This is a genomic window from Leptolyngbya sp. FACHB-321 (assembly GCF_014695975.1).
Classification (GTDB): domain Bacteria; phylum Cyanobacteriota; class Cyanobacteriia; order Leptolyngbyales; family Leptolyngbyaceae; genus Stenomitos.
Genome location: NZ_JACJPI010000084.1, coordinates 161,667 through 187,812, shown reverse-complemented (window position 1 = coordinate 187,812; position 26,146 = coordinate 161,667). Strand labels below are relative to the sequence as shown.

At 50.3% G+C, this 26,146-nt stretch carries 21 protein-coding genes and 1 tRNA gene; 2 read left to right on the top strand and 20 right to left on the bottom strand.

Going from position 1 to position 26,146, the window contains the following annotated elements:
• Positions 1–200: 200 nt before the first annotated feature.
• From H6F76_RS27780 to H6F76_RS27740, 9 genes are all read right to left on the bottom strand, one after another.
• On the bottom strand, positions 201–2,060 hold the full coding sequence (locus H6F76_RS27780; protein ID WP_242036880.1) for an iron uptake porin: 1,860 nt from the start codon (positions 2,058–2,060) through the stop codon (positions 201–203).
• Between the two features lie 326 nt (positions 2,061–2,386).
• Positions 2,387–4,165: an iron uptake porin gene (locus H6F76_RS27775; protein ID WP_347276143.1), complete on the bottom strand. Its 1,779-nt coding sequence runs from the start codon at positions 4,163–4,165 to the stop codon at positions 2,387–2,389.
• Between the two features lie 479 nt (positions 4,166–4,644).
• A complete protein-coding gene (locus H6F76_RS27770; protein ID WP_190513206.1) occupies positions 4,645–6,525 on the bottom strand; it encodes an iron uptake porin in 1,881 nt (626 codons plus the stop codon).
• A gap of 375 nt (positions 6,526–6,900) precedes the next feature.
• Positions 6,901–8,307, bottom strand: coding sequence for an amidase (locus tag H6F76_RS27765; RefSeq protein WP_190513204.1), 1,407 nt, complete (start codon positions 8,305–8,307; stop codon positions 6,901–6,903).
• Positions 8,308–9,459, bottom strand: coding sequence for a glycosyltransferase family 4 protein (locus tag H6F76_RS27760; RefSeq protein WP_190446237.1), 1,152 nt, complete (start codon positions 9,457–9,459; stop codon positions 8,308–8,310). It lies immediately after the preceding gene.
• A gap of 105 nt (positions 9,460–9,564) precedes the next feature.
• Positions 9,565–11,301 carry an MFS transporter gene (locus H6F76_RS27755; protein ID WP_242036879.1) on the bottom strand — a complete coding sequence of 579 codons (1,737 nt, stop codon included), beginning with the start codon at positions 11,299–11,301 and terminating at the stop codon, positions 9,565–9,567.
• Between the two features lie 24 nt (positions 11,302–11,325).
• Positions 11,326–12,294 carry a DNA repair protein RecO gene (gene recO / locus H6F76_RS27750; RefSeq protein ID WP_190513202.1) on the bottom strand — a complete coding sequence of 323 codons (969 nt, stop codon included), beginning with the start codon at positions 12,292–12,294 and terminating at the stop codon, positions 11,326–11,328.
• Positions 12,295–12,480: 186 nt separating this feature from the next.
• Entirely contained in the window at positions 12,481–13,161 is a 681-nt protein-coding gene (gene deoC / locus H6F76_RS27745) for a deoxyribose-phosphate aldolase (RefSeq protein WP_190513200.1), read from the bottom strand.
• 48 nt (positions 13,162–13,209) lie between these two features.
• The gene (locus H6F76_RS27740) at positions 13,210–13,632 is read right to left on the bottom strand and encodes an MAPEG family protein (RefSeq protein ID WP_190513198.1); all 423 of its coding nucleotides are present in this window, start codon (positions 13,630–13,632) and stop codon (positions 13,210–13,212) included.
• A 257-nt stretch (positions 13,633–13,889) separates the two neighbouring features.
• On the opposite strand from H6F76_RS27740, the gene H6F76_RS27735 reads away from it, so the two are divergent.
• On the top strand, positions 13,890–14,648 hold the full coding sequence (locus H6F76_RS27735) for a hypothetical protein (protein ID WP_190513196.1): 759 nt from the start codon (positions 13,890–13,892) through the stop codon (positions 14,646–14,648).
• A 176-nt stretch (positions 14,649–14,824) separates the two neighbouring features.
• Here H6F76_RS27735 and H6F76_RS27730 read toward each other — a convergent pair.
• The 11 genes from H6F76_RS27730 to H6F76_RS27680 form a co-directional block, all read right to left on the bottom strand.
• A tRNA-Ser gene (locus H6F76_RS27730) sits at positions 14,825–14,909 on the bottom strand.
• Between the two features lie 134 nt (positions 14,910–15,043).
• On the bottom strand, positions 15,044–15,742 hold the full coding sequence (locus H6F76_RS27725) for an ROK family protein (protein ID WP_190513194.1): 699 nt from the start codon (positions 15,740–15,742) through the stop codon (positions 15,044–15,046).
• 102 nt (positions 15,743–15,844) lie between these two features.
• Positions 15,845–16,522, bottom strand: a complete 678-nt coding sequence (locus H6F76_RS27720) for a hypothetical protein (protein ID WP_190513192.1) — start codon at positions 16,520–16,522, stop codon at positions 15,845–15,847.
• A 156-nt stretch (positions 16,523–16,678) separates the two neighbouring features.
• Entirely contained in the window at positions 16,679–17,326 is a 648-nt protein-coding gene (locus H6F76_RS27715) for a ParA family protein (RefSeq protein WP_190513190.1), read from the bottom strand.
• A gap of 257 nt (positions 17,327–17,583) precedes the next feature.
• Complete coding sequence (locus tag H6F76_RS27710; RefSeq protein WP_190513188.1) at positions 17,584–18,447, bottom strand: methyltransferase domain-containing protein; 864 nt, start codon at positions 18,445–18,447, stop codon at positions 17,584–17,586.
• A 197-nt stretch (positions 18,448–18,644) separates the two neighbouring features.
• Complete coding sequence (locus H6F76_RS27705) at positions 18,645–19,082, bottom strand: YiiD C-terminal domain-containing protein (RefSeq protein ID WP_190513186.1); 438 nt, start codon at positions 19,080–19,082, stop codon at positions 18,645–18,647.
• A 136-nt stretch (positions 19,083–19,218) separates the two neighbouring features.
• The gene (locus H6F76_RS27700; RefSeq protein ID WP_190513184.1) at positions 19,219–20,013 is read right to left on the bottom strand and encodes a TIGR03943 family protein; all 795 of its coding nucleotides are present in this window, start codon (positions 20,011–20,013) and stop codon (positions 19,219–19,221) included.
• 88 nt (positions 20,014–20,101) lie between these two features.
• The gene (locus H6F76_RS27695) at positions 20,102–21,172 is read right to left on the bottom strand and encodes a permease (protein WP_190513182.1); all 1,071 of its coding nucleotides are present in this window, start codon (positions 21,170–21,172) and stop codon (positions 20,102–20,104) included.
• A gap of 91 nt (positions 21,173–21,263) precedes the next feature.
• A complete protein-coding gene (locus tag H6F76_RS27690; protein ID WP_190446250.1) occupies positions 21,264–21,989 on the bottom strand; it encodes a pentapeptide repeat-containing protein in 726 nt (241 codons plus the stop codon).
• Between the two features lie 119 nt (positions 21,990–22,108).
• On the bottom strand, positions 22,109–23,557 hold the full coding sequence (locus H6F76_RS27685; protein WP_190513180.1) for a DICT sensory domain-containing protein: 1,449 nt from the start codon (positions 23,555–23,557) through the stop codon (positions 22,109–22,111).
• Positions 23,558–23,650: 93 nt separating this feature from the next.
• Entirely contained in the window at positions 23,651–25,225 is a 1,575-nt protein-coding gene (locus H6F76_RS27680) for a photosystem II high light acclimation radical SAM protein (RefSeq protein ID WP_190513178.1), read from the bottom strand.
• Between the two features lie 514 nt (positions 25,226–25,739).
• Between H6F76_RS27680 and H6F76_RS27675 the strand changes: the two genes are divergently transcribed.
• Positions 25,740–26,096, top strand: coding sequence for a DUF1830 domain-containing protein (locus H6F76_RS27675; protein ID WP_190513176.1), 357 nt, complete (start codon positions 25,740–25,742; stop codon positions 26,094–26,096).
• Positions 26,097–26,146 lie beyond the last annotated feature (50 nt).

Here is a 26,146-nt window from a genome sequence, read left to right as displayed (position 1 = left end):
GTCATCACTATCATACTACGGTTCTTTGCTGGGGTTTGTGTGAATTTAAGAAAGTGTATGAAAAAGCCCTGCGATCGCAGGGCTTTTTCATACACTTACATTTCCGTTACCACTTCTTACTAGCAGTGTGACTAAGTAACTGTTCTAGTGCAGATCATCAGGTCAGATACATAAGTTAGAGGAACAGTGACTACAGCTAGCTAGAACGTAAAGGTTGTGCGTAAAACTCCAATAAAGACATCTGCGTTGGAGTTGTCTCCAGGAATGCCTGCATTTTGGTTGACACTGGGGAGATAAATCACACCGGGAGTAATCGAAATGTTGTCTGTAAGTTGGTACTTGTAGAAAACTTCGATGTGGTAAGCAAAATCCTGACTTCTGCTAGCGAAGGCTGGACTCAAGTTAACAGGGTCAAAATCAGTGCCCCTCAATGTTGGTTCTGCCCCAGCAACAATACCCAAGAAGTTGCCTTTCTTACCCAGGTTGGGGAAGCCAACTGCAACTGCAAAGTTCCAGATATCTGCGTCACCTAGACCAATGATATTCGCGTCACTATAGCCTAGCCAACCGTTGACAACGATGCTGGAGGTTGGCTGAAAAGATGCTTCCACACCAAACGAGTTGCTTTCAACTGGAAACGATCGTCCCCTCAAAAGGGAATTATTGTTTAGGTTGGCAAACGTTGTACCCGTACCACCCAGGTTGAAGTTGTTACCAGCCGTCAGCCCAGGAGTATTACGCTCGTAACCCCGTACATAAGTTAAACCAAGCTTGAAGCCGCCCGTGTTAAAGACCAACTGCGCCAACGCTGAGTAGTTGCCATTAAAGAGACCGGCATCAGGTCCAGGGTTGCTGGCAGTGTTAGAAATGTAGCCAAGGTCGAGCTTGAGGCTATTGCTAAACTTAACGTTAAACCCAACCCCTGCGCCCAAGGGTCCAATGCGGTAGATTGGGTTCCGTTCAGCAAAACGCGACAGTGCGTTCTGACCGCCGCCATTACCTTCAAAGAAGGGGTTGACTGTATCAGCATAGTAGTGGTGCAACGCACCATTCGCAAAAACGTTCGCAAAGATATTGTTGCCAATGGGGAAGCGGTAATCGAGTGCTTCCAAAGCGACTGCATTGCCGCTATTGTTTGGGTCGGTGACTGTGCCATCAGCAGCAGGGTTACCACCGTCATAGGGTAAGTTCCCTTCGTTAGTACGCTGGTAGTTATTTTGCGCGTTAGGAATGCTGGGATTGCTGAGCAGTCGTGTCGCGTTACCAGCTTGAAGGCGTACTCTCAAGCGATCTTTGCCTGTAAAGCTCGTCAGCAAGTTTAAGCGAATGCGATCGTTAAAGACAGTATTAGTGCCTCCTTGCTGTGGGAAATCACCAAACGCATCTGCGATTGTAAAGATGGCTTCACCAACCAACCTAGTGGTGGTGGAGAATTGCTGCTTCTCAAGCGTTGCTGTTCGTGCTTCTACCGCATCGACACGACCACGCAAGGTCGCCAATTCAGCCGCAAATTCTTCTTGCAGTTTTTGGATTGCTAGCAAATCTTCTTTCTTAGCCAGATCAGCTGTGCCAGCAGCAATCAATTCGTTAATTCGATCCATGCAAGCATTTAAGCCAGCAGCAAACTCATACCGAGTCAGCGCTCGGTTGCCGCGATAGGTGCGATCGGGATAACCAACAATACAGCCATAGCGCTCAACCAGCGATTGCAGTGCTTGGAAAGCCCAGTCAGTTGGCTGCACGTCTGACAACTGAGAAACAGATGTCACCTGACTCACACCATCGGGTTCAACTTTACCTTCAGCGCTGTAAACCGACAGTTGATTCACAGGGGCTGTTGATGCAACAGGCTGAGCTGTTACGGCTGAAGCGTCCGCTGTAAGCGCGGGACTTTCAGAACGCGCCGATGCAGTTAGAGTTTGAGTCTCGCTAGCAATCGTTTCCGTCGCTTTTACAGCCGACGTTGTACCTGCGATCGTAGAAATAACAACAGCAGTACTCAGAAGCGCTGGAGTTGTTAGTAAAGGCTTCCAAAACTGTTTTGACATCATTTCTTTCATTCCCACACACCTCACACTCAAGAGACAAATCCTACTTAAAAGCTGCTGAAAGAACCCATCGAATGAGTTTTTTTCAACTCGTCAGATTTTACACTGACTTAAGCAAAAAAGCTCGAAGCTTAGGTGCTTTTTGATGATTATGCTTTTATAGCAGCCAAAGAGAACGTTAGGACAGGCTTGAACCTTAAGACCTCCTTTGAGCAGGAGCTTCTATTCATCCTTTATCCTTTAGCTATATGTATTGCATTCCTATAAGCAACTGATGCATGAAAAAAGCCCCGTCGCGACGGGGCTTAGTTTATTTATTAACCTGAGCTTTTAGCTCACTAGAACGAGAAGGTTGTCCGAATCACGCCAACATATTGTGTTGCGTTGTCGTTGTTTCCTTCTGGGTTGAAGATAACGATGACACCAGGTGTAATCGCAATGTTGTTGGTCACACGGTAGCGGTACAGCGCTTCTACATGGTATGTGGTGTCGTCATCAATGCGGCGCAGCCCATTAGCAGCAATAAAGTCGTTGCCAGTAACTTTCGGTGGAATACCCACGATGATGCCGCCCAAGTTGCCTTTCTTGCCCAGGTCGGGGAAGGCTAAGAAGACAGAACCGTTAAGAACATCGGCTTCATTTGCATTCCCAGCTTGATAGGCTTTGGTGTAGCCAAACCAGCCACCAACAATAAATTTAGGGCTGAGGCGGAACTGCGCCTGCACACCAAATGCATCAGATGATGTGGCTCGACGAATCGCTGCACTGGAAGCAAAGGGGTTAGACGCATACCCACTACCAGTACTTGAGGTGATGTTGACCTCGTTACCAGGGTAGTAAGAGCGAGCATAGGTCAGCGCGACTTCAAGAGCTCTGCTGGGTTTGAGAACGACCTGCCCTAAAGCAGTGTAAGCCCCGTTGAAAAGACCATTTGTTGGAGTTGGGTCGTTGCTAAGGGTGTCAGCAATATAGCCACCTTGAAGAGCGAGAAAATCGCTAAACTTGTACTCAAACGTAAAACCAGCGCCGTTTGCATTGCTCCGGTAGATAGGGCTAAACCGTCCAAAACGCGACAGTGCGCCATTACCACTGCTTGTGAAGGGGCTTAGGGTACTAACAAGACCGTTGTAAAACTCATTGCCGACTGCATCAACCTGCAATCTAAAGTTGTTGCTGAGAGCAAAACGGTAGAAGACCTTACTGACTTCAAGAGAGTTTGAGTTGTTGCCATCAAAACCTAACCGCGTTTCATTCGTTCCAGTAAAGGCAGCACCCGAAAAAGGCGTGATGTTGCGTGCCTGCAAGCGAATCCGCAACTGATCTTTACCAGTAAAGCTGCTGTCTAGGTTAAGACGAACACGATCGGCAAAGATGGTTTCTGTGTTGTCGTTCTCGGTTGTTCCAGGAATCAGGGTGCCATTACCGGTTCTAGTTGCGCTATCGCCGAAGGTGTCTGCGATCGTAAAGATGGCTTCACCAACCAGCTTGGTGGTGGTGGAGAATTGCTGCTTCTCCAGCGTTGCTGTCCGTGCTTCTACCGCATCGACACGACCGCGCAGCGTGGCTAGTTCAGCCGCAAATTCTTCTTGCAGCTTTTGAACTGCTAAGAGGTCTTCTTTTTTGACTAGATCAGCGGTGCCTGCAGCAATCAACTCGTTGATCCGATCCATGCAAGCATTTAAGCCAGCGGCAAACTCATACCGAGTCAGTGCCCGATTGCCACGATAGGTGCGATCAGGATAACCAACAATACAGCCATAGCGCTCAACCAGCGATTGCAGTGCTTGGAAAGCCCAGTCGGTCGGCTGCACGTCTGACAACTGAGAAACAGATGTCACTTGACCTGCAATCCCTGTCGCTGCTAAATCAGCAGTAGCCTCATTTTCTTGAGCTGACGCTGTTGTAGCAGACTGCGTTGGCGCTGGTGCTGCGTTAGCGATCGTTGCGTCAGCAATCGTTGTCGTTTCCACAGGAGCTGCTGATGCTTCCACTACAGGCTCTGCAGCTTCTACTGAAGACACTGATACGGTTGCTGTTTCAGCAGCATTAGCGGCAACGCTTGTCGCTGCGATTGCAGATACTGCGATCGTTGCACCCAAAAGAGAAGGGACTGCCAACAAAGGCTTCCAAAATTTTCTTGACATCATTGCTTTCACACTCACACCTTAAAGACAAAAGATTCCGTTTACAGACCGTCCACATTACTCATCAACGCGCTGTTCCTCGACAACTTCTCTGATTCAAAGAGAAGCTAGAAACCTCAACAAAAGTAATGGTTTAGAAGGGTCACTCAAGAGACGATTTTGCAATCTGCAATACCACTCTGTTGGATAGTACTACCGACCTTCTCTACTGATTATTAGGGACGATGGTTAACAGGACTTTAAATATATACACTATTTCCCTGGTTATTTTCTAGCACTTGTTTTAGAAAGGTAAACTCTTAAGGTTTTCAGTAAAAATCATCACATAAAGCTGGTAAAGATTGTTACAAACAAGAAAACCATAAAAAAAGCTCTCCGTGTAAAGGGAGAGCTTTCAAAGTTAACGGTACAAAAGCCTCTGCAACTAGTGCAGGGAGGCTTTCTGTATAGAGTTAGAACGTAAAGGTCGTTCTCAAAGTACCAATGAAGATGTCTGAGCTGTTGTTGACTTGACCAGGGTTAATCACGTAGATAACACCAGGCGTAATAGAAATATTATCAGTCAACTGATATCTGTAGAACGCCTCAAGGTGGATTGGCTCAGAGTTTCCTGTCCCACGACCAAGCTGTTGGCTGTTGCCCAGATAAGGTTCAACACCTGCCATTAGACCCAGCAGGTTTCCCTTTTTGCCAAAATCAGCAAAGGCAAGACCGATACCATAAGTCCAGATATCGCCCGCATCAAAACCATCGCCCACTTTATCAGCTTCGATGTACGAACCAAAGGCATTTACCGAGATATTTCTGCCAAGGTTAATCGACCCTGAAATACCGTAAGCATTCACTCGAGATGATGTGAATGTGCCATTGGGGTTAAGAAACGCTAGGTTTGCCAGGCTTGTACCCACAACTGCACCACCGCTACCGGTGTCAAAGATCGCACCACGACGATACGCATTCACGTAGGTGAGACCAATGGAGAAGAAATCAGTATTGAAGGCAACTTGAGCCAAAGCGGAGTAGCTACCGTTGAACAAACCGTTCTTCTCAGCAGGGTTATTCGCTCCAAAAGCAGCCGCTGGTGGCTGAAGAGTTCCGCCCTCTGCGTTCAAAGTGGAGTTGTCTGCCAAATAACCAAGGCTGATCTTGAAGTTGTTGGTAAGGTCAAAGTTCACACCAAGACCTGAACCACCACCAATGTTGTAAATTGGGTTGCGTTGAGCAAAAACGCTAAGTGGTCCAGAACCACCATCAAAGCCTTCCATCAGACCTGACTGAGTAGGGGCGTAGTCATATTGCAGACCTGCGAAGGCTGGAACATAAACACTAATCTTTTCACCCAATGGGAAGTAGTAAGCAACCCAGTCAGCGAAGACTTGGTTGTTATTTGTACTACCAAACTGGAATGTCTGTAAACCAACGCCTGAGAAGTCATCTCCAAGGTTGAAAGATCTAAAGTTACCAGCCGCAAGACGAGTGACCAGCAAGTCTTTACCCGTAAAGCTGGTGTTGAGAGCTAAACGAACCCGGTCCTGGAACACAGTCTCGTTGCTTCTTGGCTGACCGAACTCGTCGGTGATAGCGAAGATTACTTCACCCGAAAGCTTGGTGGTAGTTGAGAACTGTTGCTTCTCAAGGGTTGCTGTCCGAGCTTCTAGAGAATCAACGCGACCACGAAGGGTTGCCAATTCAGCCGCAAACTCTTCCTGTAGCTTTTGCAGCACAGCCAAGTCTTCTTTCTTCACCAAATCGGCAGTGCCAGCAGCAATGAGTTCATTGACGCGATCAAGGCAGGCATTTAAGCCAGCCGCAAACTCGTAACGGGTGGTAGCACGATTACCACGGTAGGTACGGTCAGGATAACCAGCAATACAACCGTAGCGCTCGACCAACGATTGCAACGCTTGGAATGCCCAATCGGTTGGCTGAACATCAGAAAGTTGAGAAACCGAAGTTACTTGAGCATTTGAGGTACGACCTTCGCGGGTATACCGATTGATTTGATTCAGAGAGTTCGAGGGCGACTCAGAAAGAGCAGGCTCAGAGGCTGCGGGAGCTGCTTGTGCAACTTCTACTGGTGCAGGTAAAGCTTTTGGCTCTAAGCTGGTGACCGCATGATCAGACGCAATCGGTGCAACATCTGAAGCAGATACTTCTGGTGCAGCAATCTGTGGCGCAGCAGCCAGTGAAAGAGGCTGAAGGGCTGAAGCTTGAGACTGCACAACATCGTTTGTTGCTTTAGCTTCAGTTGCAATCGCGGATGTAGACACTGCCAGAGCAGCAGCAAGAACTGCGGGGCTAACTAGCAGAGATTTCAAGAAGAGATTCGACATGACGGTAATTTATCCTCCACACACCAATACAGAGCAACTGTCAAGGTTGCTTGTAACTACAGATTGTCTAGCAAGCTGACGTACTCAAGCGTAATCAACATTAGACTCTAGAGCAAGAGCATTTTGTCCTGCTAGCTACACTCTTGAAGGTATCATACCCAATATTTCGCTTTGTGTCTCTAGCTTAGGCATAAAAGTTGTACTAATTTTGCTAACGAGTTTGGCTAGCAGGGGGAAGGTCTAGAGTGAGAGGTTAATAAGTGGGTAATAAAGTAAAGGGTCGATGAGTGAAGAGGAAAGACATGTGCTTATATCCCTGCTCTTGAGCTAGCCTCTTGACTTAGCAGATACTTCAGCCTTAAGAGGCTACTAGTCTTACTTGGCAAAAGCTGGGCGATGGTGAATCCAAGGCTTTGCTGCTTCGATTTGGGCGGCTAGGGCAATTACAGTGGCGTCAGCAGCGGGACGACCAATCAATTGGATGCCGATCGGCAGACCGTTTTGGTCAAAACTAGTGGGAATCGTGACTACAGGCTGCCCAGTTGCATTAAATGGGGGGCAGGGCGCTACCCAGTTGATGATTTTTTCCAGAGTTTTGCTGGGTCGAAGTGTTGCCCACTCGCCCACGCGGATAGTGGAGTGTAGATAAGTTGGTAGCACTAACACATCCACTGCATCAAAGAAGGCGACTATGCGACGGGCAACCATCTGCATTTTGCCAACGGCTCGCAGGTATTTGCCGCTGGAGTGAAAGCGCGATCGATTGAGTAACCACCGATTCATCTTGCCAAGAAAAATAAACGGGATGCCTGCCTCACTAAGGACAGCCTGCCAGACCACGCTAAACGGCTCAATCAGATCACTAAAATCAGGGCAACCTGGCTCTACCGTATGCCCCATCGTCTGTAGTAAATGCACTGTATCTAAAACAGCCTGCTTACAGCCTGGGTCTGCTGCTCCGACTGGTTCAATGGTCGTTGCAAAAGCAATACGTAGATGACCCGGTGGTTTCTGGGCTGCTGCTAGAAAAGAGGGGTCTGGATCGGGTAGCCAGTAAGGGTCACCAACGACATAACCGGACATAGCATCGAGCAATGCTGCTGCATCAGCAACTGTGCGACCCATTGGTCCATTGGTGGCAATACCACTGAGTCGATCGCCATAGGGCGCATGGGTTACACGTCCCCGTGAAGGCTTGATACCAACGAGCCCACAGCACGATGCCGGTCCTCGAATGGAGCCACCCCCATCTGATCCCTGAGCGATCGCGCAGAGTCCTGCTGCTAGAGCTGCTGCTGAGCCACCACTGGAACCACCGGGCGTATAGTCTAAATGCCAGGGGTTACGGGCAGGTGGAAAGCCATCTGGTTCGGTATAAGGCAGCATCCCAACTTCGGATGTAGCAGTTTTGCCCAGAACGATGAAGCCAGCTTGCTTGATGCGGGAGACAACACCATCGTCTTCAGTGGAAATGCGCTTTTTAAGAATTTTGACACCATATGCACAGGGCAACCCTGCCACTGCATTCAGGTCTTTGATGGCGATTGGCACACCAAAAAACGGTGGTAGCTCCTCGCTGTTGTGAGCGATCGCCTCCGTTTTAGCTGTAGCGTCAGCAATGGCAAGTTCTGCTGCCACCGTGACATAGCTGCCCAACTGCCCATTCAGTTTCTCAATGCGTTGCAGGTAAAGCTCAACCAGCTCTAGCGGCGAGATTTCCCGCTGGCGAATCAACCGTGCCTGCTCCAGGGCAGGAGTAAAAGCCAAATCAGTCAAATTCATTTATGAAACTCGCCTTAATGGTGCAGGCTGATGCCGTAAAACCTCATCATAAAGGCTTTCCAAGTGTGTGATATTGTCGGTGAGCGTGTAGCGCTCTTTAACTCGTTGCCGAGCATTTTGCCCCAGCAACGTTGTCCAGCCTGGGTGTTCACATAGTTGGGGAAGCAACGTTTTAAGTTGGGTCGCGACGTTTTGGGTCTTTAAGATCACGCCTGCCTCATGTTCTAAGACCTCGCCATCAGCGCCCGCATCGGTAGCAACACAGGCTAATCCACATGCCATCGCTTCCAAGAGCGACAACGACAGTCCTTCGACCAGAGATGGCAGCACAAAAACATCAGAGCCACGCAGGATGTTAATCCGCTGCTGCTCGTCAGCGATAAAGCCTGACCAGATGATGCCGTGCTCTGGACCGTAGAACGGAATTAAAGAGGCTGCGAGTGAGCCGTGGTTGCCCACAATTACTAGCTTGGTGCGATCGTCCATCCGACATTGTTTCCAGGCTTTAAGCAAGGATTCGATGTTTTTCTCGGGTGCGATGCGTCCCTGGTAGACAAAGATGCGATCGGCATCTAACTCTGCTTTGAGGCTTGATGGTCCTGGAGAATACTTCTGTATATCTACCCCATTAGGAATTACTGCCAACTTGGAGGCTGGTACACCAAGGCGGATTAGCAGTTCCTTTTGAATGTGAGAAAAGATAATGACGCGATCGTACTTCGCTAGAAACGGTGCATAAAGCTGGTACATCAGATGCTGTGTGCCCGATGTTAGATTACGCGGTTTGCGATCGAAGGGAGGATGAAACGTGGCAACAAGCGGAATACCCAGCTCAAGACAGATTTCTGGCAGCAAAAAGTCAAGCGGCGATAGGGTCAGTGAAGCGTGAACCACATCAGGCTTGAGCCGATAAAGCGCCTGCGCCAGAATCTTGCTCGATTTGAACGTCGGTATGGTATAAATTTGCGACTTGTAAAGGAACGGTATCGAAATCTCTTGAAAGTCAGGCCAGTTGTCCGGCGGTGGTTCCGGTTGAGCAAAGTGAAAAAAACTGACCTGGTGACCTCGATCTAAGAGCGCGTTTGTCACCTCTCGACCGTAGGTAACATTGCCGCAGAAAGGCGACTTTTTTCCGAGCCAGGCGATATGCATTCAGGGTATAGAAACGAAAGGGATAGGGTGCAGTGATTAATGGTCAGTCATTAGCGAGCCATTAGCATGGGTACACCTAACCAAAACCGCACAGCCCATCACCCACTAACGCTGGTTTAATCCTGTACGGGAAATATACCAGGTTAAGACCCCTCCTGCGACGACCAAAACAGCTAGACCGATAAAGACGGCACGTAAGCCAAAAAACGTTTCAGCCACACCAGCAAGCGCCAACGGTAGGCTAAGGGCAATGTTAATGGCATTGTTCTGTAAGCCAAAAACCTTGCCCCGCATGGCTTCGGGTGTCTCCTCCTGAATCGCCGTTTGCATCGGTACACCGACAACAGCCGCAAAGCCTCCCAAGGCTGCAATCAGTAGTAGCGTCGGTATCAGCCGTGTAACAGAGAGAGAAATACCAAATAACGACGCTGCCATGCCCAATGAACCAACCAGGCTCAGTTGTGTATGGGGAAACCGCTGACCAAACTGTCCGATAAACGTTGCCCCGATCGCCATACCAACGCCACCCATTGCCAGCAAAAAGCCGAACTGAGAAGACTTGATTTCTGGTGTTACCTCTGCCAAGCGTACCGAAAGGACTGCCAGCGCTGCAAAAACCGAGAATAGAATGACTAGTTGAATCAACGCACTCCGCACGCGACCTTGCTCTGCCAGAAAGCGTAAGCCGTCACGGATGTCCTGCCAAACATGGGGTGCCTCAGCATCGATCGCCTCTTCCGTCGCGTTGGTTGCTAAACGGCTTTTCTCGCCAGTCCGCAGCCACAGCAAGATAACACCCGCGATCGTGTAACCACTCGCAACAACCAGTTCCTTACCTAGCCCGATCGCCGTCCAGCCGAGCTTGCTAATGAGAGTATCTGCCAACGCTAACAGCGGTTCACCGACGGCAAAACCAATGATTACCGACGCCATCATTGTGGTGGTATAAAGCGAGTTGGCAGACAGCAGATGCCGTCGCTCCACTACTAGCGGCAACGTTGATTGCTCGGCTGGCGCGAAAAACTGAGTCAGCGTTGAAACTAAAAACGTGATGCCAAGTAGCACACAGAAGCCGACGGGTAAGCCTGCCAGTGGCGACCAACCTTTCGATAGCCAGAGCAGCGGCGGTAATGCAAAAACCAAGCCGCCACGCAGAAGATTGGTCAGCACCAGCACCGTTTTCTTTGACCAGCGATCGACAAAGACACCAGCGATCGAGCCAAAGAGCACTGCTGGAATCGTGAACGCGATCATAATCGACGATACCCAGCCACTAATCGACTGATCATCGCTCTGAAAACGACTGGCAATGAGGGCAATCATCAGTACCAGATAAACCTTGTCTGCCAGTTGCGAAAAAACCTGACCACTCCACAAGGTTAGAAAATTGCGGTTCTTCAAAACAGGAAAAAAGCCCTGCTCTGGCTCTGGTGCTTGATGATTCGTTGGGGTACTGTCAAGCGATTCTAGTCCGTTCGCTGACCCATGACCATTTCCATTTCCATTGTTCTGTGGCTCCAATGCTGGTAAAGGCATTGTTTCGGCGTCTGCTGGCTGCCACGGCTCTTGCGCTAGTCGGCGCTGCGGCGATAAGTCATCTGCCACTCTGTCCTCTGCCGCTTTAAAGATGTCCTCTGCCAATCTGGGTTTGCCAGCGTCCTGGCTGGTTAGAGGTGACATGGAATCATCTGACGAATCATTTGACGAAGCCAACGCTGGATCACCGAGTAAAGCATCAAGATCTACCTTACGTGACTCGTGGTTGATCATGTCACCTGAATTCGTTGGATTCAAGGACAACATCAGCGTTGCTTGTAGGTCAGAGCTGGACAATCGCATCATAACTTGAAGAGGTGTTTGAGGGAATTAGGCAGGATTGGCAGTGGCAAAACAGGCATCAATGAGGCTAGCAGAGCGGATCGGGCGATCGAGGTAATACTGAGCATAGGAGCGTAAGGCGTGCTCAACAGACTGCCATAGTGGGTCGAGCGTTCCGTAAGACTCTCCTGCCATCTGCATTTGCGCTAGCAACGCTTCTGGCTCAGGCAACGTTGCTTCAGCGAGATGCTGCATCAGCATCAGTTCCGGGGCACTTAAACGGCGATGCAAACTGGCGATCGCTGGTGACGGCTGGTAGACCTTAACTGGGCGACTTGTAATGGCGGTAGTGTCAGACATAGCGTGCGGCTCCCCCACCTGTGGCACCCTTACGGCTGTGGCTTCTGCAACCTGATGACGGCGCGGTGCTGGTTTAACAAGCAATTGCTCAAGCACTGCCAGCGTCACGGTACCGCCAGCTGGAATGCTAAAACCAATGCGCCAGTTGCAATCAGTCAAGTCAGGCGGCAGCGTTGCTCGGGTCATGCAGCAGAGATGCACCTGGGGTGCAACACCTGCTAGGACAAGCAGTTGAAAAACTGCATGAGTCAAATGAGCCAATACCTGTGATGCGGGCGATCGCTCCAACCGTGCCAGATGTTCGTTGAACAGGTAAAACAATTCTTCTTGCGGCTGATCACTCAACGCCTGATGCAGACACAGTTCAGCGAGATACTGGCTGGCAATCAGCTTCCTTAAATCCTGTCCTAAGCGCGGATAAGACTCCAGCGTTTCTGCTTGCGTGATCTTGTCGAGCGACCGTCCCTTCGCAAACATCAGTTCATTGACTACAAACAGTTCGCTCCGTCCACCCATCCGCGAGTTGTGTTTGCGCGACCCCATGGCAATCGCCCGCACCAAGCCAAACTCGCGCGTCAAAATCGTCAGCAACCGATCGGACTCACCCATCGGCATACTTTTGAGATTGATTCCAGTCGCTTTATAAGTACGGCTCATGCAGGCGGTGATGCAATGGGTATATGGAGAGTAGGAGCAAAGGTGCGGAGGGAAAGAAAGGGGATTTTGTCTTGAGAAAATCTCTAGGCTAGATCGGGTCTTGCCCTTCCTGAATCTAACAGTTAACAGCTTTATGCCGCTTCTGCCCTCTATCTTTTAAGCTAAAGTACGTCCGCCTTTCTCTTTTTAGCGTATCGCTTTACCTTCGCGCTGCCTGATTAATTCAGGACCATGTGATGTGCCGAGTCGAGTTGCTCCAGCCATGATTAACTCTAACGCTTGTTCCACCGTACGAATGCCCCCAGAGGCTTTAATCCCCACCCGGTCTTTAGTCAGTTCTTTCAGTAGGCGGACATCGGCAACCGTTGCCCCACCATACAAGCCGGTGCTGGTTTTGAGGTAAGCAACACCAGCCTCCATGCAAACTTCAGCCGCCGATCGTTTTTCGGCATCCGTCAGTAATGCGGTTTCCAAAATTGCTTTAATTGTTTGCCCAGTCGCTTCATGTATTTCGGCAATTTCGCGATGTACGGCATCCATATTGCCTGCCTTTAGCCAACCGATATTAATTACTACATCCAGCTCGATCGCCCCGTTTTCTACTGCCTCTTGCGCTTCATAGAGCTTCACGGCTGAGGTGGTGGCACCGTAAGGAAACCCAATGACGGTACACACGTTGGGTCGCTTGCCATGTAGTAAAGCGGCGGCTTGCCTCACATAAGCGGGATGAACGCAAACAGCCGCAAAGTTAAATTGGTCGGCATCCTCACACCACTGCTCGACTTGCTCTAGTGTTGCGGTCGGATGTAGCAACGTGTGATCAATAAAAGGAGCGAGGTCAATCGACCCACTTGATCGCTCGGTCATGGGTATCTCCTGAAAGGTAGGGCTGTTATTGCTGGATGATCTCACGCACTATTTGACTGTAAGCAAGCTCAAGCCAATAAGTGTTGTAATGCTCAGTGAGCCAGTCAGAAACATGAGCGATCGCCCGATCGGCACATTCAAAATGTAGAAGGTGGGATAAAGCAAACGCGCGACGATGTAGGCGATCGCTGCCCAACCTGCTAAAGCGGACTGCTGCCCCGTGACGTATGCCATTAATGCCGCCGCCACAAACAGTACAAAAGACTCAAACGCATTTTCGTGCGCCCACGTCGCTCGCTGGGCATAGGCTGGCAGCTTATCAAAAAGAGCACGAGGTTGCGCCATATCGTAACCAGCTTGAAGCCGACCGTAAGCGACGACAAGAAAGGGTAGGTATACCAATACAGCCGCGGTAGCAATGGCATACAGCAGCACTGCTGGAGTGGAAAGCGGCAAGGGTGGCAATGACATGATGGAGCGTTTTGAGATTGGCTGCTGCTTTAGTTTAATCGTGTTGGTTAGCAGATGGACGATTCTAGCGGCGATCGCGTTCGCATCATGCTTCTTTTTTTAATGCTTTTCATGCTTACCGATTGCTTAGGCTTCTAATTCCTGAGATTAATGTTGCTTATTGAGTGCATTGAGTAAAATCTAACTAGAGAAGAGTTCATGCACCTGGGAGTGGTATGAAAAGGCAGCAGCACCGATCAAAACCACCGCAATTACCAATGCCTGCACGAGCGAGCCAACCGAACCGTCAAAAGTCAGTCATAACAGTTGCTTTTAGTCGGTTTCTATGGACTCGCCCCTTCGCTGTTTTGGGGGGTGCCTGGGTCGTTATGGTTGTGATTTCTCTTGTTGCAGTCAGCGGTTTGCTGAGTCCTGAATCATCTGATGGGAAAAGAACTACAGAAGCGGCGATCGTAAGAACGATGGCTAAAACGCCTCAGAGAGAGCAACAAAGTCGTTTGCCACTGTGGCTGTTTGGAGCGATCGCCCTAAGCTGTGCAGCTGGTTCTATGCTGGTTGCTAAGCAGGCAATGCGCCCATCCCGTCCTCAGGTTCGCTCTCCTAAACTGAAGCTAAAGCACCTTGCGCCCCATCCTGCTCCAAGTGCGTTAGAGGAGACTCCAAGTGCGCCAGAGCCAATGGAACTCTCTATACCGACCCCATCATCCCCGCCTGCCCCAGCCCCAGCGCCTTCTTTTGTGCTGGAGCCACGTCGTAACCAGACAACTAAGGCTACTCCTTCTGTAACCTTGATGCAGCTTGCTCAAATGCAATTGAATCAAGCTCAGCAAACGAAGGCAGCGCCTGCTGCTGGGCAGCCAACGGTTGCGCTAGCCAAAGTCGCGCCAGTTAAAGTTGCCTCGGTCACGGTTGTCCCGCCCGAAGAAAAATCGCCTCTCGATTGGGGGGAAGCTAGACTGGCTGATCAGTTGGAACTACGTAAACAGCGATCGGTCTCATTTTCTCTACGCACCTGAAGCCATTAAAGTCCTTGGAGGCAACAAAAATCGACGACTGCGATCGTGTAGATGCCTCACGCTGCTGGGGTGCTTAAGCGTCTTCTGTAAGTAATATTTCCCTATTTATTGCTACATCCCACTGCTAACACAAAGTAGCAATGGGATGTAGCTAGTAGCATGAGTATTGCTTAAAGCGGAGAGGGGGGGATTCGAACCCCCGATCGCTTTCGCGATGCTCGATTTCAAGTCGAGTGCATTCGACCACTCTGCCACCTCTCCGTGAGGTCGGTGCAGTACGTCGTCTATCTTAACCTGTTATGGCTGCTTAATAGACAGCGTGCCTTAATACGAGTGCTTCAAGAACGTGTAGGGTGAACTCAAACCTGAGCACTAAACCTACGTCTTCAAGCTCTCTACTCCCGCCACAGAGCAATGCCACCGAGCAAGCCAGAAATATTTGGTACAATCTTGACGTTTTTAGGCAGGGTAGCGGTGATGAATTTTGCGTTGCCGCCACCAATATAGAGCATGTCGTAGTTAAACAGATGCTCCAAGGACGTGATCGCTTTTTCTACCCGATCGTTCCATTTTTTCTTGCCCGCTTCTTCGAGTGCGGCGTTGCCCAATTGTTGTTCGTAGGTATTTCCCTTCCGAAACTCGTGGTGTCCTGGCTCCAGATTGGGCACCAACTTGCCGTCAAGGAAGAGCGCACCACCAAGTCCCGTGCCAAACGTCAGTACAAGCTCTACCCCCTTCCCAGCGATCGATCCTAGCCCTTGCATATCCGCATCGTTAATGACGCGCACAGGCTTCTCTAGCTGCTGAGAGAGCGCCGTTTCTAAATCAAAGCCAATCCATTCAGCGTCAACATTAGCGGCTGTTTTGGTTACACCTGCTTTAACAACACCAGGAAAACCTACAGAGACGCGATCGTATTCCTTGCCCTTTGCCAACCCAACGATCGCAGCAATCACTGCGTCTGGTTTGGCAGGCTGGGGCGTTTCAACGCGATCGCGCTCTGTGACGGGATTGCCCTCCTCGTCTAACACCATTACTTTGATACCGCTGCCACCGATGTCAACGGCAAGCGTTTGAATCAGTTTGTTTGCCATGCCAGATATGAAGTGGGTTTGCAACTAACTAATGTGTCGGTAACTGTGTGTTGACAATGGAAGTAGCGAGCATCCGTAGTGTGACAAGCGTCAGTACAGCAATTAGTCAAACCAGCCGACATCTCGGTTAAAGGAGTTAAGCGGATGTGCAGAGGCTTCAACAGGTGCAGAGGCTTCAACACGTTCAGAGGCTACAGGCTCAGGTGCCAACTTCAACTCTTGCGGAGCCAATTTTATTGGTACTGGAAGAGTGCTATTGTCTACGGCTGTTTCTTTTGCTTGTAAGGTCTTCAATTCTTCGGCGAGTTTGGCATTGGCATCTGTCAGCTGGCGCACGTCTTTGCGAGCCTGCTTCAGATCGGTCTGCAACTGCTCGATCGTCTTCAGTTCTTCGGCGAGTTTGACATTAGTATCTGTCAGCTGGCGCGCGTCTTTGCGGGTCTGCTTCAAATCAGTCTGCAACTGCTCGATCGTCTCTTTTTGGGCCTCTAGTGCAGCCGTCAGATCTGTAATCTTCTGTAGTAAGATTTCGTCCTGTTTTGGTTCGGGAGCAGGGTCCAGCTCTGTAACCTCAGTCTGTTTGGTCGCCCGACTCTTTGCCGTTGTAGTGGCTTTAGTAGGAACTGAGTCTGTCATGGTGGCTGTCGTTTCTCCTGCTGCATCCCCAGCGTCTGCTTTTGGCTTATCGGCTGATTGTTTAGCTTCTGCCGCAGCCGTTGCCTCCTCTGAGGGTTTATTTGCTTCTTCGCGCAATAAATCTGACAATCGTCTCCTAGCCATGCGTCCTCCGTTCCCCATGCATCACTAATACTCTAAATAGATACCTTCTCAGGTAAGGCGGTGTCGAGTTCTGTTTCAGCACCTCTACAAACCATACTGCCATTTGCCAGCGAAACTGCACTGTGAACTTTCTGCCTTTGATCTTTCATGGCTGTTTTACTGTTGCCAATCGCGCTGAATTTCTTCAGCAACCTGATGATAATCAGCCTCAGCTTCACGCGCATTTTTACCGTGCCACAGTGCAATTGGTAGTCCTTCTAAGGCTGCCCGTTCGTGGGCTTTGTAGGCACGAATGAACGTTGTGCAGGCTGGAATACCAAGTTCTTTAAGCGTGCGTTGGGCTTCTACTGCTTCATTGATGCTACGAGGATCGACTCGTGTCAGCAGCACCCGATGGGCAATGCCTCTTGGTGTGACTGTCGTCCGTACCGTCTCAATTAAAGCCGTTAAGTCCATTGGTGCAGGTGGTGTTGGCAGAATCATGTAGTCCGTTACAGGAATGACGGCTGCCAGCCCTTCGGAAGCTAGAGCCGGAGGCGTATCAACGACCAGCAGATCGTAGTCTCCTCCGTCGCGCAGGTCGGCAAGTGCTGCTGGCTCAGTCTCCTGCCTGAGATCAAAACCCATAGGATGATTGCCATGCTTAAACCACCAGGTCGCTGACCCTTGTGGATCAGCGTCGACCAGCAAGACGCGCTGGTTTGCCGCCAGTGCCGCCGCTAAGTTGATTGCAGTGGTTGTCTTACCAACGCCTCCTTTGCCATTGAGGACAACGAGGATCTTTTTTGGTGATGACAACGGCATGGGCTAATGGCTCTCGAATAGTGGTAGGGAACAGTGCTAAAGCTGAATGCACGTGTGATGCAGCAAAAGGATGAAAGATGAGGGATGAATAAAAGCCCTTGCTTAAAGGAAGTTTCAAGGTTGATGTCTGTCCTAGCGTTCTCTTCGACTGCTATGGGGCGATCGCTCCAGGATGAACGGGTCGTTTTTTCGCTCGTATTGAGCGTAAGTCTTGACAAATTATGTCTTCAAAAGTGGGATGCAGCGCTAAAAGGTTGCTATCGCGTTGCATGGAGTAGCCCAAAACGGACTAGTCCACTTTGGTAACCACGCTGCATAAGACTGAGGGAGAGCGCGGCTTGAATTGTTGTCCAACCAGATGTGAGTAGACCGACGAGCGCTTCAAAATTGAAGGCGGAGCTAATCACTACGTCCCAGAACGGTGCTACGGCTGTAGACCAGTCGGCGGTACGAATCTGCTGAAAGTTGAGGGTATGGGCGATCGCCTCGTATTCTGGTAGCGATAGCACATAGGGCAGACAGTAGACGCGATAGATCTCTGCCAGGTGCTTCTGCTCGTCGGCTGTTAACGGTTGGCGATCGATGGGGCGATGGCACCACGTCACCATCAAGAACGTGCCGCCCGGTTTCAGCACTCGGTAGCACTCTTGCATAAACTTAGCTTTGTCGGGCATATGTTCGCCGCTTTCTAGCGACCAGATGAAGTCAAACGATTGATCGGCAAAAGGCAGATTGAGCGCGTCGGCAACCTGAAACTGGGCGATCGCGCTTGTTCCCGCACCATTCCCTGCCATACCTGCGCTTTTAGCCCGTTCTGCTGCCCGACCTGCCTGCACTGGGCTGAGGGTAACGCCCGTCACATTCGCGCTAAATTTCTCCGCCAGGTAAAGCGAACTGCCACCAATGCCGCAGCCCACATCCAAAATTCTCTCTGGTTGCTCAACCTGTGCCCACTGAAGCAGTTCTTCGATCAGGTCAATCTGGGCTTGCCGCCGCTCTTTGGGTTGACGACCATCAGCACCATAATAGCCATGATGCATATGCTCACCCCAAATCTGCTCCCACAGACCGGAGGAGGCATCGTAAAACTGCTGAATTTGCTGGTTGAGCGTAGAAGTCATGGTGGCGAGAAAAGAGGTATGTGACTAAGGGATTAGTAAAGCATAGATAGGAGGCAAGGGGGAGCAGAGGGGGAAGGGGATGCAGGGGAAGCAGAAAGATGAGGGATGAAAGCTAAAGGCTGAAGGCTGGAAGCGCTAAAGGCTGAAGGCTGGAAACTGACCGCTAATGGCTATCCCCTTCAGGTTCTTATCGCAACTTACTGTCCTGTATGTGTGGCAACAATGGTTTCCCTACAGGACGTTTCAGTGTTGAGGGTGATTCTAGCTTTTCCATGCCGTTGCAGCATAGTGTAGAACGTGAGCCAACTAGCACGATCGCACTGACAGCAAGCCATGATCGCGTCCGTCGCTGGTTTCATGAAGTTCGTACTGCTCGATTGAATCACCAGGCGATTTGGCGTCTCTTCCACCTGGAGTTTTACCCATAGGAGCGCCCAGCCAGCCAAAATGCCCAGGCTAGAGATACTGCCGCCAAAAATCGTCTCTCGATGGTTAATGTTGGGCGCGTAGGGCGCTAACAGCGAAATTTGCACATCGTCTACTGCCAGAACCGTTATTCCCATATGTTTGGTGATGGGGATATGCTCGTAGGCGTATTGCGTGATGACATCTGGTTCCACAAAAGTTTGCCTCATACGGCAGTTTAAAGCTCACTGAAGCAGGCAGCTAAATCTAGAAGCCTTGCCTCTAAACCTTTCACTTCTGCCTTTTGCCGCCTGTCTTCTGCCTAGCGATCAGCAGTTAACTTTTTAGCCTTCAGCCTTCATCTCTTTAATAATCGTAAGGTCTTTGGGGTTCTGAAATGGGTTTCAGCGTTTTAGCTGCGATCGTCAACTGACGTTTGCCAGCAAGTTCGGCTGTGATCATCTGCCCCTCAACTTCGAGCCACATATCAGGTTTGTAGGCTTCGCGCCCCTGAGCATCAGAACCTTGAGGCAGCTTTACGGGCAAGCTAATGGGGTAGGCGTCTGCGGCACAGCAGGTCAGCACAAACCGCGACAGCAAGAAATAATCAGCAGGCAGATCTTTGGGATAAACAACAAACCCCTGCACTTTTGCCTTTTGCCCTGTATAAGCATCGGGTTCGGGATAGACTGCCAGCGTTCGTACCCAATCCACTAGGGTTTTGTCGGCAGTGTTAGTGCTCACACGAAATGCCTGCGGTTTCACACGAGTGAGGGTGATGTTGTCGTTCACGCCACGATCGATCGCTGTTTGGCTGGCAAAGGCACGTGGCGAAATCAGCAAGCCCAGAATTGCAGTGCCCAATAGCAGTGTCGTACTCCAGCCCGGTGGGAACAACGTCAGGTGCTGTCCTATCGCGCTACCCCTCACCGGTCGGCGCGCTTGCTTCACTAAAAGAACTGCTTTGATGCCGCTAACCAACAGCAAAACGACCCCAGCCACGACTGTTAGCCCCATATAGTTGGGATGAATCAGCAGATTCAGCTTGCCAGTAAACCAGTATTTGAGGAAGAGAATCCCCCAGGCAGCGATCGCCACCACATCGAGCCAGGGCAGCAAGGTTTGAAAGGCTGGGGAAGAGCGAGTGGAGCGGGAAGGCATAGGGAAAGGGGATGAGAGAGCAGGGAGCGAGGGGCTTTTGAGTTAACTTGGGTTTTCGCCTTTCAAGGTTTAGCTGCTGACTTCTGGATTAGCTCACATACAGGTTCACAAGCAGCGTAAACAAAAAGGTCAATAGAGCCGCCAGAGCAAACAGGTAGAAAACAGCCCTCGCTTTGAAAATCGACAGCATCAAGCCCACGCCCTTGAGGTCGATCATGGGTCCAAAGACGAGGAAGGCTAGAAGCGAACCGCTGGTAAAAGTGGAGGCAAACGAGAGGGCGAAAAACGAATCGACGGTCGAGCAAATAGAGACAACGGCTGCCAAAAGCATCATGGCAAGAATCGAGGTGACGGGGCTTTGACCCAGGTTGAGGATGATATCGCGAGGCACAAAGACCTGAACGATAGCCGCGATCGCGCTCCCCAAAACCAAAACACCGCCTAGTTCTCGTAGCTCCTGCACTGTATTTTCCAACAGCAGCAACAGCTTGTGGGATAGGGGTTTGTCGGCTGTATTGGCTCCCAACATTCTCGCCTGTAGCTCTGCTGTGTCAAGCCGCAACGGCTGCGCTGACTGACCCAAAAAATACGTTCCTGACTGCAACAGTGGTGCTGTTGAGACTTGCGGCTCATTCCATGTTGCGCCTCTCAGTCCCAGTTCTTCCCCTCTCCCCTCTCCCTTCGCTCTTTTTCCAGGCATTGCCCGTGCTACTGCAGGCTGCAACAAGGGGCGCAAATCTGCCTGAGCACTAAAGACCCAACCAATAATGGTCGCGATCGCCAGCGAAAAGCCAATGCGCATAAAGACAATCTCTGGCTGGTCACGAAAAGCTGTCCATGTTGCCCAGAAGACGATCGGGTTAATCGTCGGTGCTGCTAGAAGAAAGCCGATTGCCACAGGAGACGGCGCACCTTGCATCAGCAACCGTCGTGCAACAGGCACATTGCCACATTCGCATACGGGAAACAGAAAGCCAACGCAGCTACCGGCTAAGGCTCCTAAGAAGGGATTTTTGGGCATCCAGCTTACCAGTTTGCGCTCATCAATAAAGAAAAGCAACAAGCCCGAAAACAAGACCCCCAGGAGCAAAAAGGGAACAGCTTCTACCAGCAGACTCAGAAAGAGCGTAAACGCGCTGTTTAGTTGAGTTACATTCATTCGTTTCGCGTTTGCAGTGCGATCGCACAATTCAGGTCATTCTACAGGAAGGTCTATCTTACTAGAACGCCCAAAACCTGAAGGCTGCAATCTACAGAGTTGGGCGGTAAGAAGGCTCCGTCTCAGGCTGCTTTAAAGCGATTTCAGGCTGCTTCAGAGCCAGCTTCAAATCGAGACGATTGACCGTTCGATCAAGATTCGTACCGACCAGACACGCATCAGCACAGTTTACTCCATCCAGATTGGCATTCTCTAACTCAGCACATAGCAGGTTTGCCCCACACAGGCTAGCTCCAGCTAGATTCGCGCCCTTGAGATCAGCTTCCTCAAGGTTAGCTTCATTCAATAGGGCTCCTTGTAAATCAACCTGACTGAGGTTGGCACCATGCAAATTTGCACCGCTCAGGTTTGCACCGCGTAAATCAGCTCCCCGCAAATCGACGCCTTGCAAGTTGACACCCATCAAGTTAGCACCGCTGAGAAATGCCCCAGCGAACGAGGCTCGGCTCACGCTTGCCCGCATTAGGTTTGCACCTCGCAGATTGCTGCCGCGTAGATCAGCTTCAGTTAAATTAGCCTGCATCAGGTTAGCGCCGACAAGACTCGCTCTCACATTGGCAGCAACTAGTTGACAACCAACCATATTTGCACCATCCAACGATGCCCCAGCCAAATTGGCTCGGCTGAGATCGGTACCAATGAGCCGTGCCCCTGCCAGGTTTACACCTTGAAGGTTCTGCCCAGACAAATCTTCGTCTTCCAGGTCAGCACCCGAAAGCTGTTTTACCTTACCAGAGCGAATTGCGTCAATGTTCATTGAGGAGGGGGAGGGAGTGAAGTATAGAGAGTGTGGAGCAGGGAGAGAAGCGGAAGCAGGAGAAAAGCGGAGGCTGAAAGAGCAGTTTTGAGCGTTAAGTTACTTCTGCCTTTCGCTTTTTAGCGTTTACCTTCAACTTCACTAACTGCCTTAAATAAATCATCACCATAGTGAGAGTCGATCAGCCAAAGTCCAGCAGAAATTTTCGGTACGCTAACTGATAGGTCTAACCCCTGTTGAAAACCGTTAACCAGTAATGCCAGGGCATCGACCAGTTTAGGATCCCAACGATCGCCCTGCTGCTGTTGGCAGTCAGTCAGCGCTTTCGTCATACATTCATCTTGGCTCAAGGGTGTATGGGTATCGGTGATGGCGGTGCGAAGTTTTACCAGGCGCTGCTGAAACTCTGCTGCCAGCCCAAGAATTCTCGACTCCAGTGGAATTTCGTCTCCAGCTAGCCCAGCGGGTTGACCAGAACCGTTCCAGCATTCAGTCAAGTGTGTGATGATTGTGGCGATTGCCCGCAGTTGAGGCATCGTCCGCAGAACCTGTGCTCCAGGCACTAAGGGACAGCTTGGCGCAGTGCTGAGGGCACCGTCATCCCCGTAGCGCCCAAAACTGCCGGGACTTAAAACTGTTTCTGTCGCTTGCAAGGGTGCAAGGCGGTGCAGTAAGCCTGCTAGCTTGAGACGATGCAGTTGCCAAACGGGTAAATCCAACAGTTGCCCGATCGCTTCTGCCAGTGATGCCACCTCAGCAGCAGCCGTAGAATTGGTGGCATCTGCTTGATCAGTCAACTGCGCCATCCGGAGAAATGCCTGCACTTCGTTGGAGATCAGATTGTTGTCCAGAGGGTCACGCTGGAGCCGTTCCGCATCGTAAGCGTTGATTTGTGCGCTGAGTGCGGTTTGACCTTCTTGCAAGTAGTCCACTACACGTACAACGATGGGACCCAGATCATCTCGTTTCTCGGTCTGTGCTGCTGCAATGGCTTCCATTTGCGCGGTTAGCTTTGCAGCGAGAGCCGCATCGTAGCGCTGGATGTGGGCGATCGACAGTTCAATCGTCTCCTGTACTAGATTGCTCTCAAACGTCCAGAAACCGTAGAATTTGCGTTCCAAATCCTGTGTGGGTTGTCCTTGTGCACCATAATCAGCGTCTGACAACTCCTGGCACAACACCATGGCTGCATAGGTCGGAGCAAAAATAATCAAATGCCACTCTTGTGACACTGGATCGTCTGGATCAAGACTGACCAGCTCCACGTTCGCCTTTTGGCTAGTGGGATGCTCGGCAAAGCCCCCTTCCGGCGCTGCCATGATCACAATCTGCTGCGATCGCTCTGCCAAATCGGCGTAGCGATCGGCTTCTTGCAAATACCACTTACCACGCTGAAAAGCAGTCACAACCAATGGCTGACTGCTGCTGGTTAGAATGCAGTCTTCGAGGGCATGACAGAGCGCTACTAGCGTATTTTTGTAGTAAACGCCAAAGTTAAGTGGCTGTTTGCCAGGGTGACCAGCCTGATGATTAGTGCCTAACTCTTGGAGAATTGAACCTTCTAGCATTGCAAGTGAGACGGTTGGGATAGTAACAAGGTGGATGTAAACTCAGCGATGGAATGGTGGTATGCCCTGAAACAGAACTTAACGTGATCCAACTCAAGAGGACGTAGAAAGCGCTAGGGGTTTGGCAGGCGAGATCGGAGCCGTCAGGGCTGTTTCTAACTCGGCTCGCCCCAACCGCTGTTCCAGAATTGCCATGACCTCACGCCCAAAGTCATTGGGATTCTGCTGCCATGCCTGGAGGCAAACTTCACCAAACAAAGAGCCAAGTGGTTCTGGGTTCCAAAGCAGCTTTCTGACTGTCCAGGGGGTGATGTTCATCGGATCATAGCCTGGCTTCAAAATATTCTGGGCGAAGGCATAGGTTTCTAGATGGGTATGAGGCTGTAAGCCGATAAAGAAAATGGCTGGCTCAACTTTGTCAGCACCAAAGATGCGCTCTAGCTCTCGGTGATAAGCGATCGTCTGCCGAATGGTCTCTGGGCGCTCGTCAATCACGTTAAAGGAATAGTTGACCGAGACCACATCGTTGAAACCAGCCGCTTTTAAATCGCGGCAGTTTTCCAGCACTGTTCTCAGGTTATAGCCCATCCGCATTTTGCGAACAAGTTCCTGAGATCCGCTAGTAATGCCGATTTCAAAGTAGTTCATGCCCGTCTTCACCATCAAGTCGCACAAGGCGGGCGTAAGATTATCTGCCCGAATATATGCTGCCCAGTGAATGTCTGACATTCCGGCATCCAGCACCTTTTGCAACAGTTCAGCCACATCATCAATATACTTGCGGGCTGGAATTAATTGAGCATCGGTAAACCAGAAGTTACGCATTCCGCGATCGTACAGTTGGCGCATTTCGGCAACCACTTCCTCTGCTGGGTTGATGCGTACCTGCTTGCCCTCAATAACGGTGTAAATGCAGTAGCAGCAGTTGTGTGGGCACCCACGTTTTGTTTGCACACCGACATAAAAGTCTTGTGCCTGTAAGTAGTAGTCAAACTCTGACCAGATTGTTTCGATGTAGCTATAGTCGCAGGCAGTTTTCTCAATTGGTGTGGGCACTTCATGGATCATGCGATCGCGGGCTGTTGTTTCACCAACGACGTAGCATCGTTCGTCCAGAAAATCTTTGTCGCGCAGCAGTTTCTCTAACAGTGCTTCGCCTTCACCTACAGACACGATCGTGCCTTTGGGCAAGCTACGTCCAAGCTGCTCATAAAACACACTGACCGCACCACCACCCACCACCGCTCGCACAGCCGGATTATATCTTCTTGCCCGTTTCATGCCGCGCTTGATCAAGCCCAGGTTACGCCAGAGTTCGCCATAGTAACCCTGTGCGACCCGTAATAACCCGATCGCACCACGCAGCTTCACTAAAAGATTGCGTGCATAGTAAAACTCGAACGTGTGCTGAAGTGGATTGCCGCCCCGTCCGCCTACCGGAGCGTAGATCTGAATGTCGCGCCAGGAGAAAACCAGCAGGCTAGGTTTAAATTCATCAATACAGGTGTCCAGCGCCGAAGCATAATCCAGCGGTGGCACTGTTCCCAGGTCAAAAAGACGCTGCTCAACGGCTGGAAATTGCTTATGAACATGATCGGCAAGATAGATGACGCCGATCGGAAAAATCGGGTTGCAGGGGAGACGAACGTAGAGAATCCGGTTATCCATGAGCAAGCGAGTTCTTAACGTAAAAGCGATCGGTCTAACTGGGTGAAAGCACCTTGAAGAACCATTGTGCAAACATCTGTGTTGGTAAAGGAGAGCATTCGCTATGAAGCCATCCTCCAGACAACCGTTTGCAGATATTTAACGGCTTGCTAAATGCTTGGGAACCCGGGCGAGATGAATTATGAAAAAGATTTTCATATAACTTTACGATACCACTGACTTTCTTTTGCTGCATGGACATTTTCAAAGCAAGGCACAGAAAAACCAGCTGCCTTTGTACCTGTAGCGCGATCGCTTTGTCTTTGCTCTAGACTAGAAAATCTTCTCGCAAATGCGATTAGATGGTTGTTTGAGCCCATCAGGCTTGCTTAAATCTGCCCATCGTGATCGCCAATCTGTACCTTTTGGTAGATATCTTCGTCAGCTAGCTTATTGGTAATCGTCTTTACAGCGAAGGGGATCACAGAATGGTACGTTCAACAGAGTCCCTCTAGTTTCGGTATGGGTCTTTTTTATGGCTCAAATCTTCGATCCATTACCATCGCATAGCGATAACCCAATTCTTTGCTGCTATGTGAATGCCACGAGCCATATTCAGATTGCTCGCATCAGCAATGTTACTAACTGGTATTTTGAGCGGGTTGTGTTTCCAGGGCAGCGGTTGGTGTTTGAAGCAATTCCAGCCGCTCATCTGGAAATTCATACCGGCATGATGGCAAGCGCAATCCTGTCTGATACCATTCCGTGCGATCGCCTTTGCATTCAAGAAGAGGTGAGTACGCCTCATTTAACTGAACAGGACCTAGAACGGTTGAATGAAGGTGACGATATAGAAGTTGCCAAGACAGAACCAGCTGCTGCGACACCTTAAGCTGTAAGCCCAAGGCGTACGCTGTTCACCAAACAACTCTTTTAGAATCG

What these genes read in the sequence shown, in the direction of transcription:
- H6F76_RS27780 (WP_242036880.1), bottom strand. Translation starts at nt 2,060, where the DNA reads ATGAAAGAAATGATGTCAAAACAGTTTTGGAAGCCTTTACTAACAACT.
- H6F76_RS27770 (WP_190513206.1), bottom strand. Translation starts at nt 6,525, where the DNA reads ATGTCGAATCTCTTCTTGAAATCTCTGCTAGTTAGCCCCGCAGTTCTT.
- H6F76_RS27765 (WP_190513204.1), bottom strand. Translation starts at nt 8,307, where the DNA reads ATGAATTTGACTGATTTGGCTTTTACTCCTGCCCTGGAGCAGGCACGG.
- H6F76_RS27760 (WP_190446237.1), bottom strand. Translation starts at nt 9,459, where the DNA reads ATGCATATCGCCTGGCTCGGAAAAAAGTCGCCTTTCTGCGGCAATGTT.
- H6F76_RS27755 (WP_242036879.1), bottom strand. Translation starts at nt 11,301, where the DNA reads ATGATGCGATTGTCCAGCTCTGACCTACAAGCAACGCTGATGTTGTCC.
- recO (WP_190513202.1), bottom strand. Translation starts at nt 12,294, where the DNA reads ATGAGCCGTACTTATAAAGCGACTGGAATCAATCTCAAAAGTATGCCG.
- deoC (WP_190513200.1), bottom strand. Translation starts at nt 13,161, where the DNA reads ATGACCGAGCGATCAAGTGGGTCGATTGACCTCGCTCCTTTTATTGAT.
- H6F76_RS27740 (WP_190513198.1), bottom strand. Translation starts at nt 13,632, where the DNA reads ATGTCATTGCCACCCTTGCCGCTTTCCACTCCAGCAGTGCTGCTGTAT.
- H6F76_RS27735 (WP_190513196.1), top strand. Translation starts at nt 13,890, where the DNA reads ATGCCTGCACGAGCGAGCCAACCGAACCGTCAAAAGTCAGTCATAACA.
- H6F76_RS27725 (WP_190513194.1), bottom strand. Translation starts at nt 15,742, where the DNA reads ATGGCAAACAAACTGATTCAAACGCTTGCCGTTGACATCGGTGGCAGC.
- H6F76_RS27720 (WP_190513192.1), bottom strand. Translation starts at nt 16,522, where the DNA reads ATGGCTAGGAGACGATTGTCAGATTTATTGCGCGAAGAAGCAAATAAA.
- H6F76_RS27715 (WP_190513190.1), bottom strand. Translation starts at nt 17,326, where the DNA reads ATGCCGTTGTCATCACCAAAAAAGATCCTCGTTGTCCTCAATGGCAAA.
- H6F76_RS27710 (WP_190513188.1), bottom strand. Translation starts at nt 18,447, where the DNA reads ATGACTTCTACGCTCAACCAGCAAATTCAGCAGTTTTACGATGCCTCC.
- H6F76_RS27705 (WP_190513186.1), bottom strand. Translation starts at nt 19,082, where the DNA reads ATGAGGCAAACTTTTGTGGAACCAGATGTCATCACGCAATACGCCTAC.
- H6F76_RS27700 (WP_190513184.1), bottom strand. Translation starts at nt 20,013, where the DNA reads ATGCCTTCCCGCTCCACTCGCTCTTCCCCAGCCTTTCAAACCTTGCTG.
- H6F76_RS27695 (WP_190513182.1), bottom strand. Translation starts at nt 21,172, where the DNA reads ATGAATGTAACTCAACTAAACAGCGCGTTTACGCTCTTTCTGAGTCTG.
- H6F76_RS27690 (WP_190446250.1), bottom strand. Translation starts at nt 21,989, where the DNA reads ATGAACATTGACGCAATTCGCTCTGGTAAGGTAAAACAGCTTTCGGGT.
- H6F76_RS27685 (WP_190513180.1), bottom strand. Translation starts at nt 23,557, where the DNA reads ATGCTAGAAGGTTCAATTCTCCAAGAGTTAGGCACTAATCATCAGGCT.
- H6F76_RS27680 (WP_190513178.1), bottom strand. Translation starts at nt 25,225, where the DNA reads ATGGATAACCGGATTCTCTACGTTCGTCTCCCCTGCAACCCGATTTTT.
- H6F76_RS27675 (WP_190513176.1), top strand. Translation starts at nt 25,740, where the DNA reads ATGGCTCAAATCTTCGATCCATTACCATCGCATAGCGATAACCCAATT.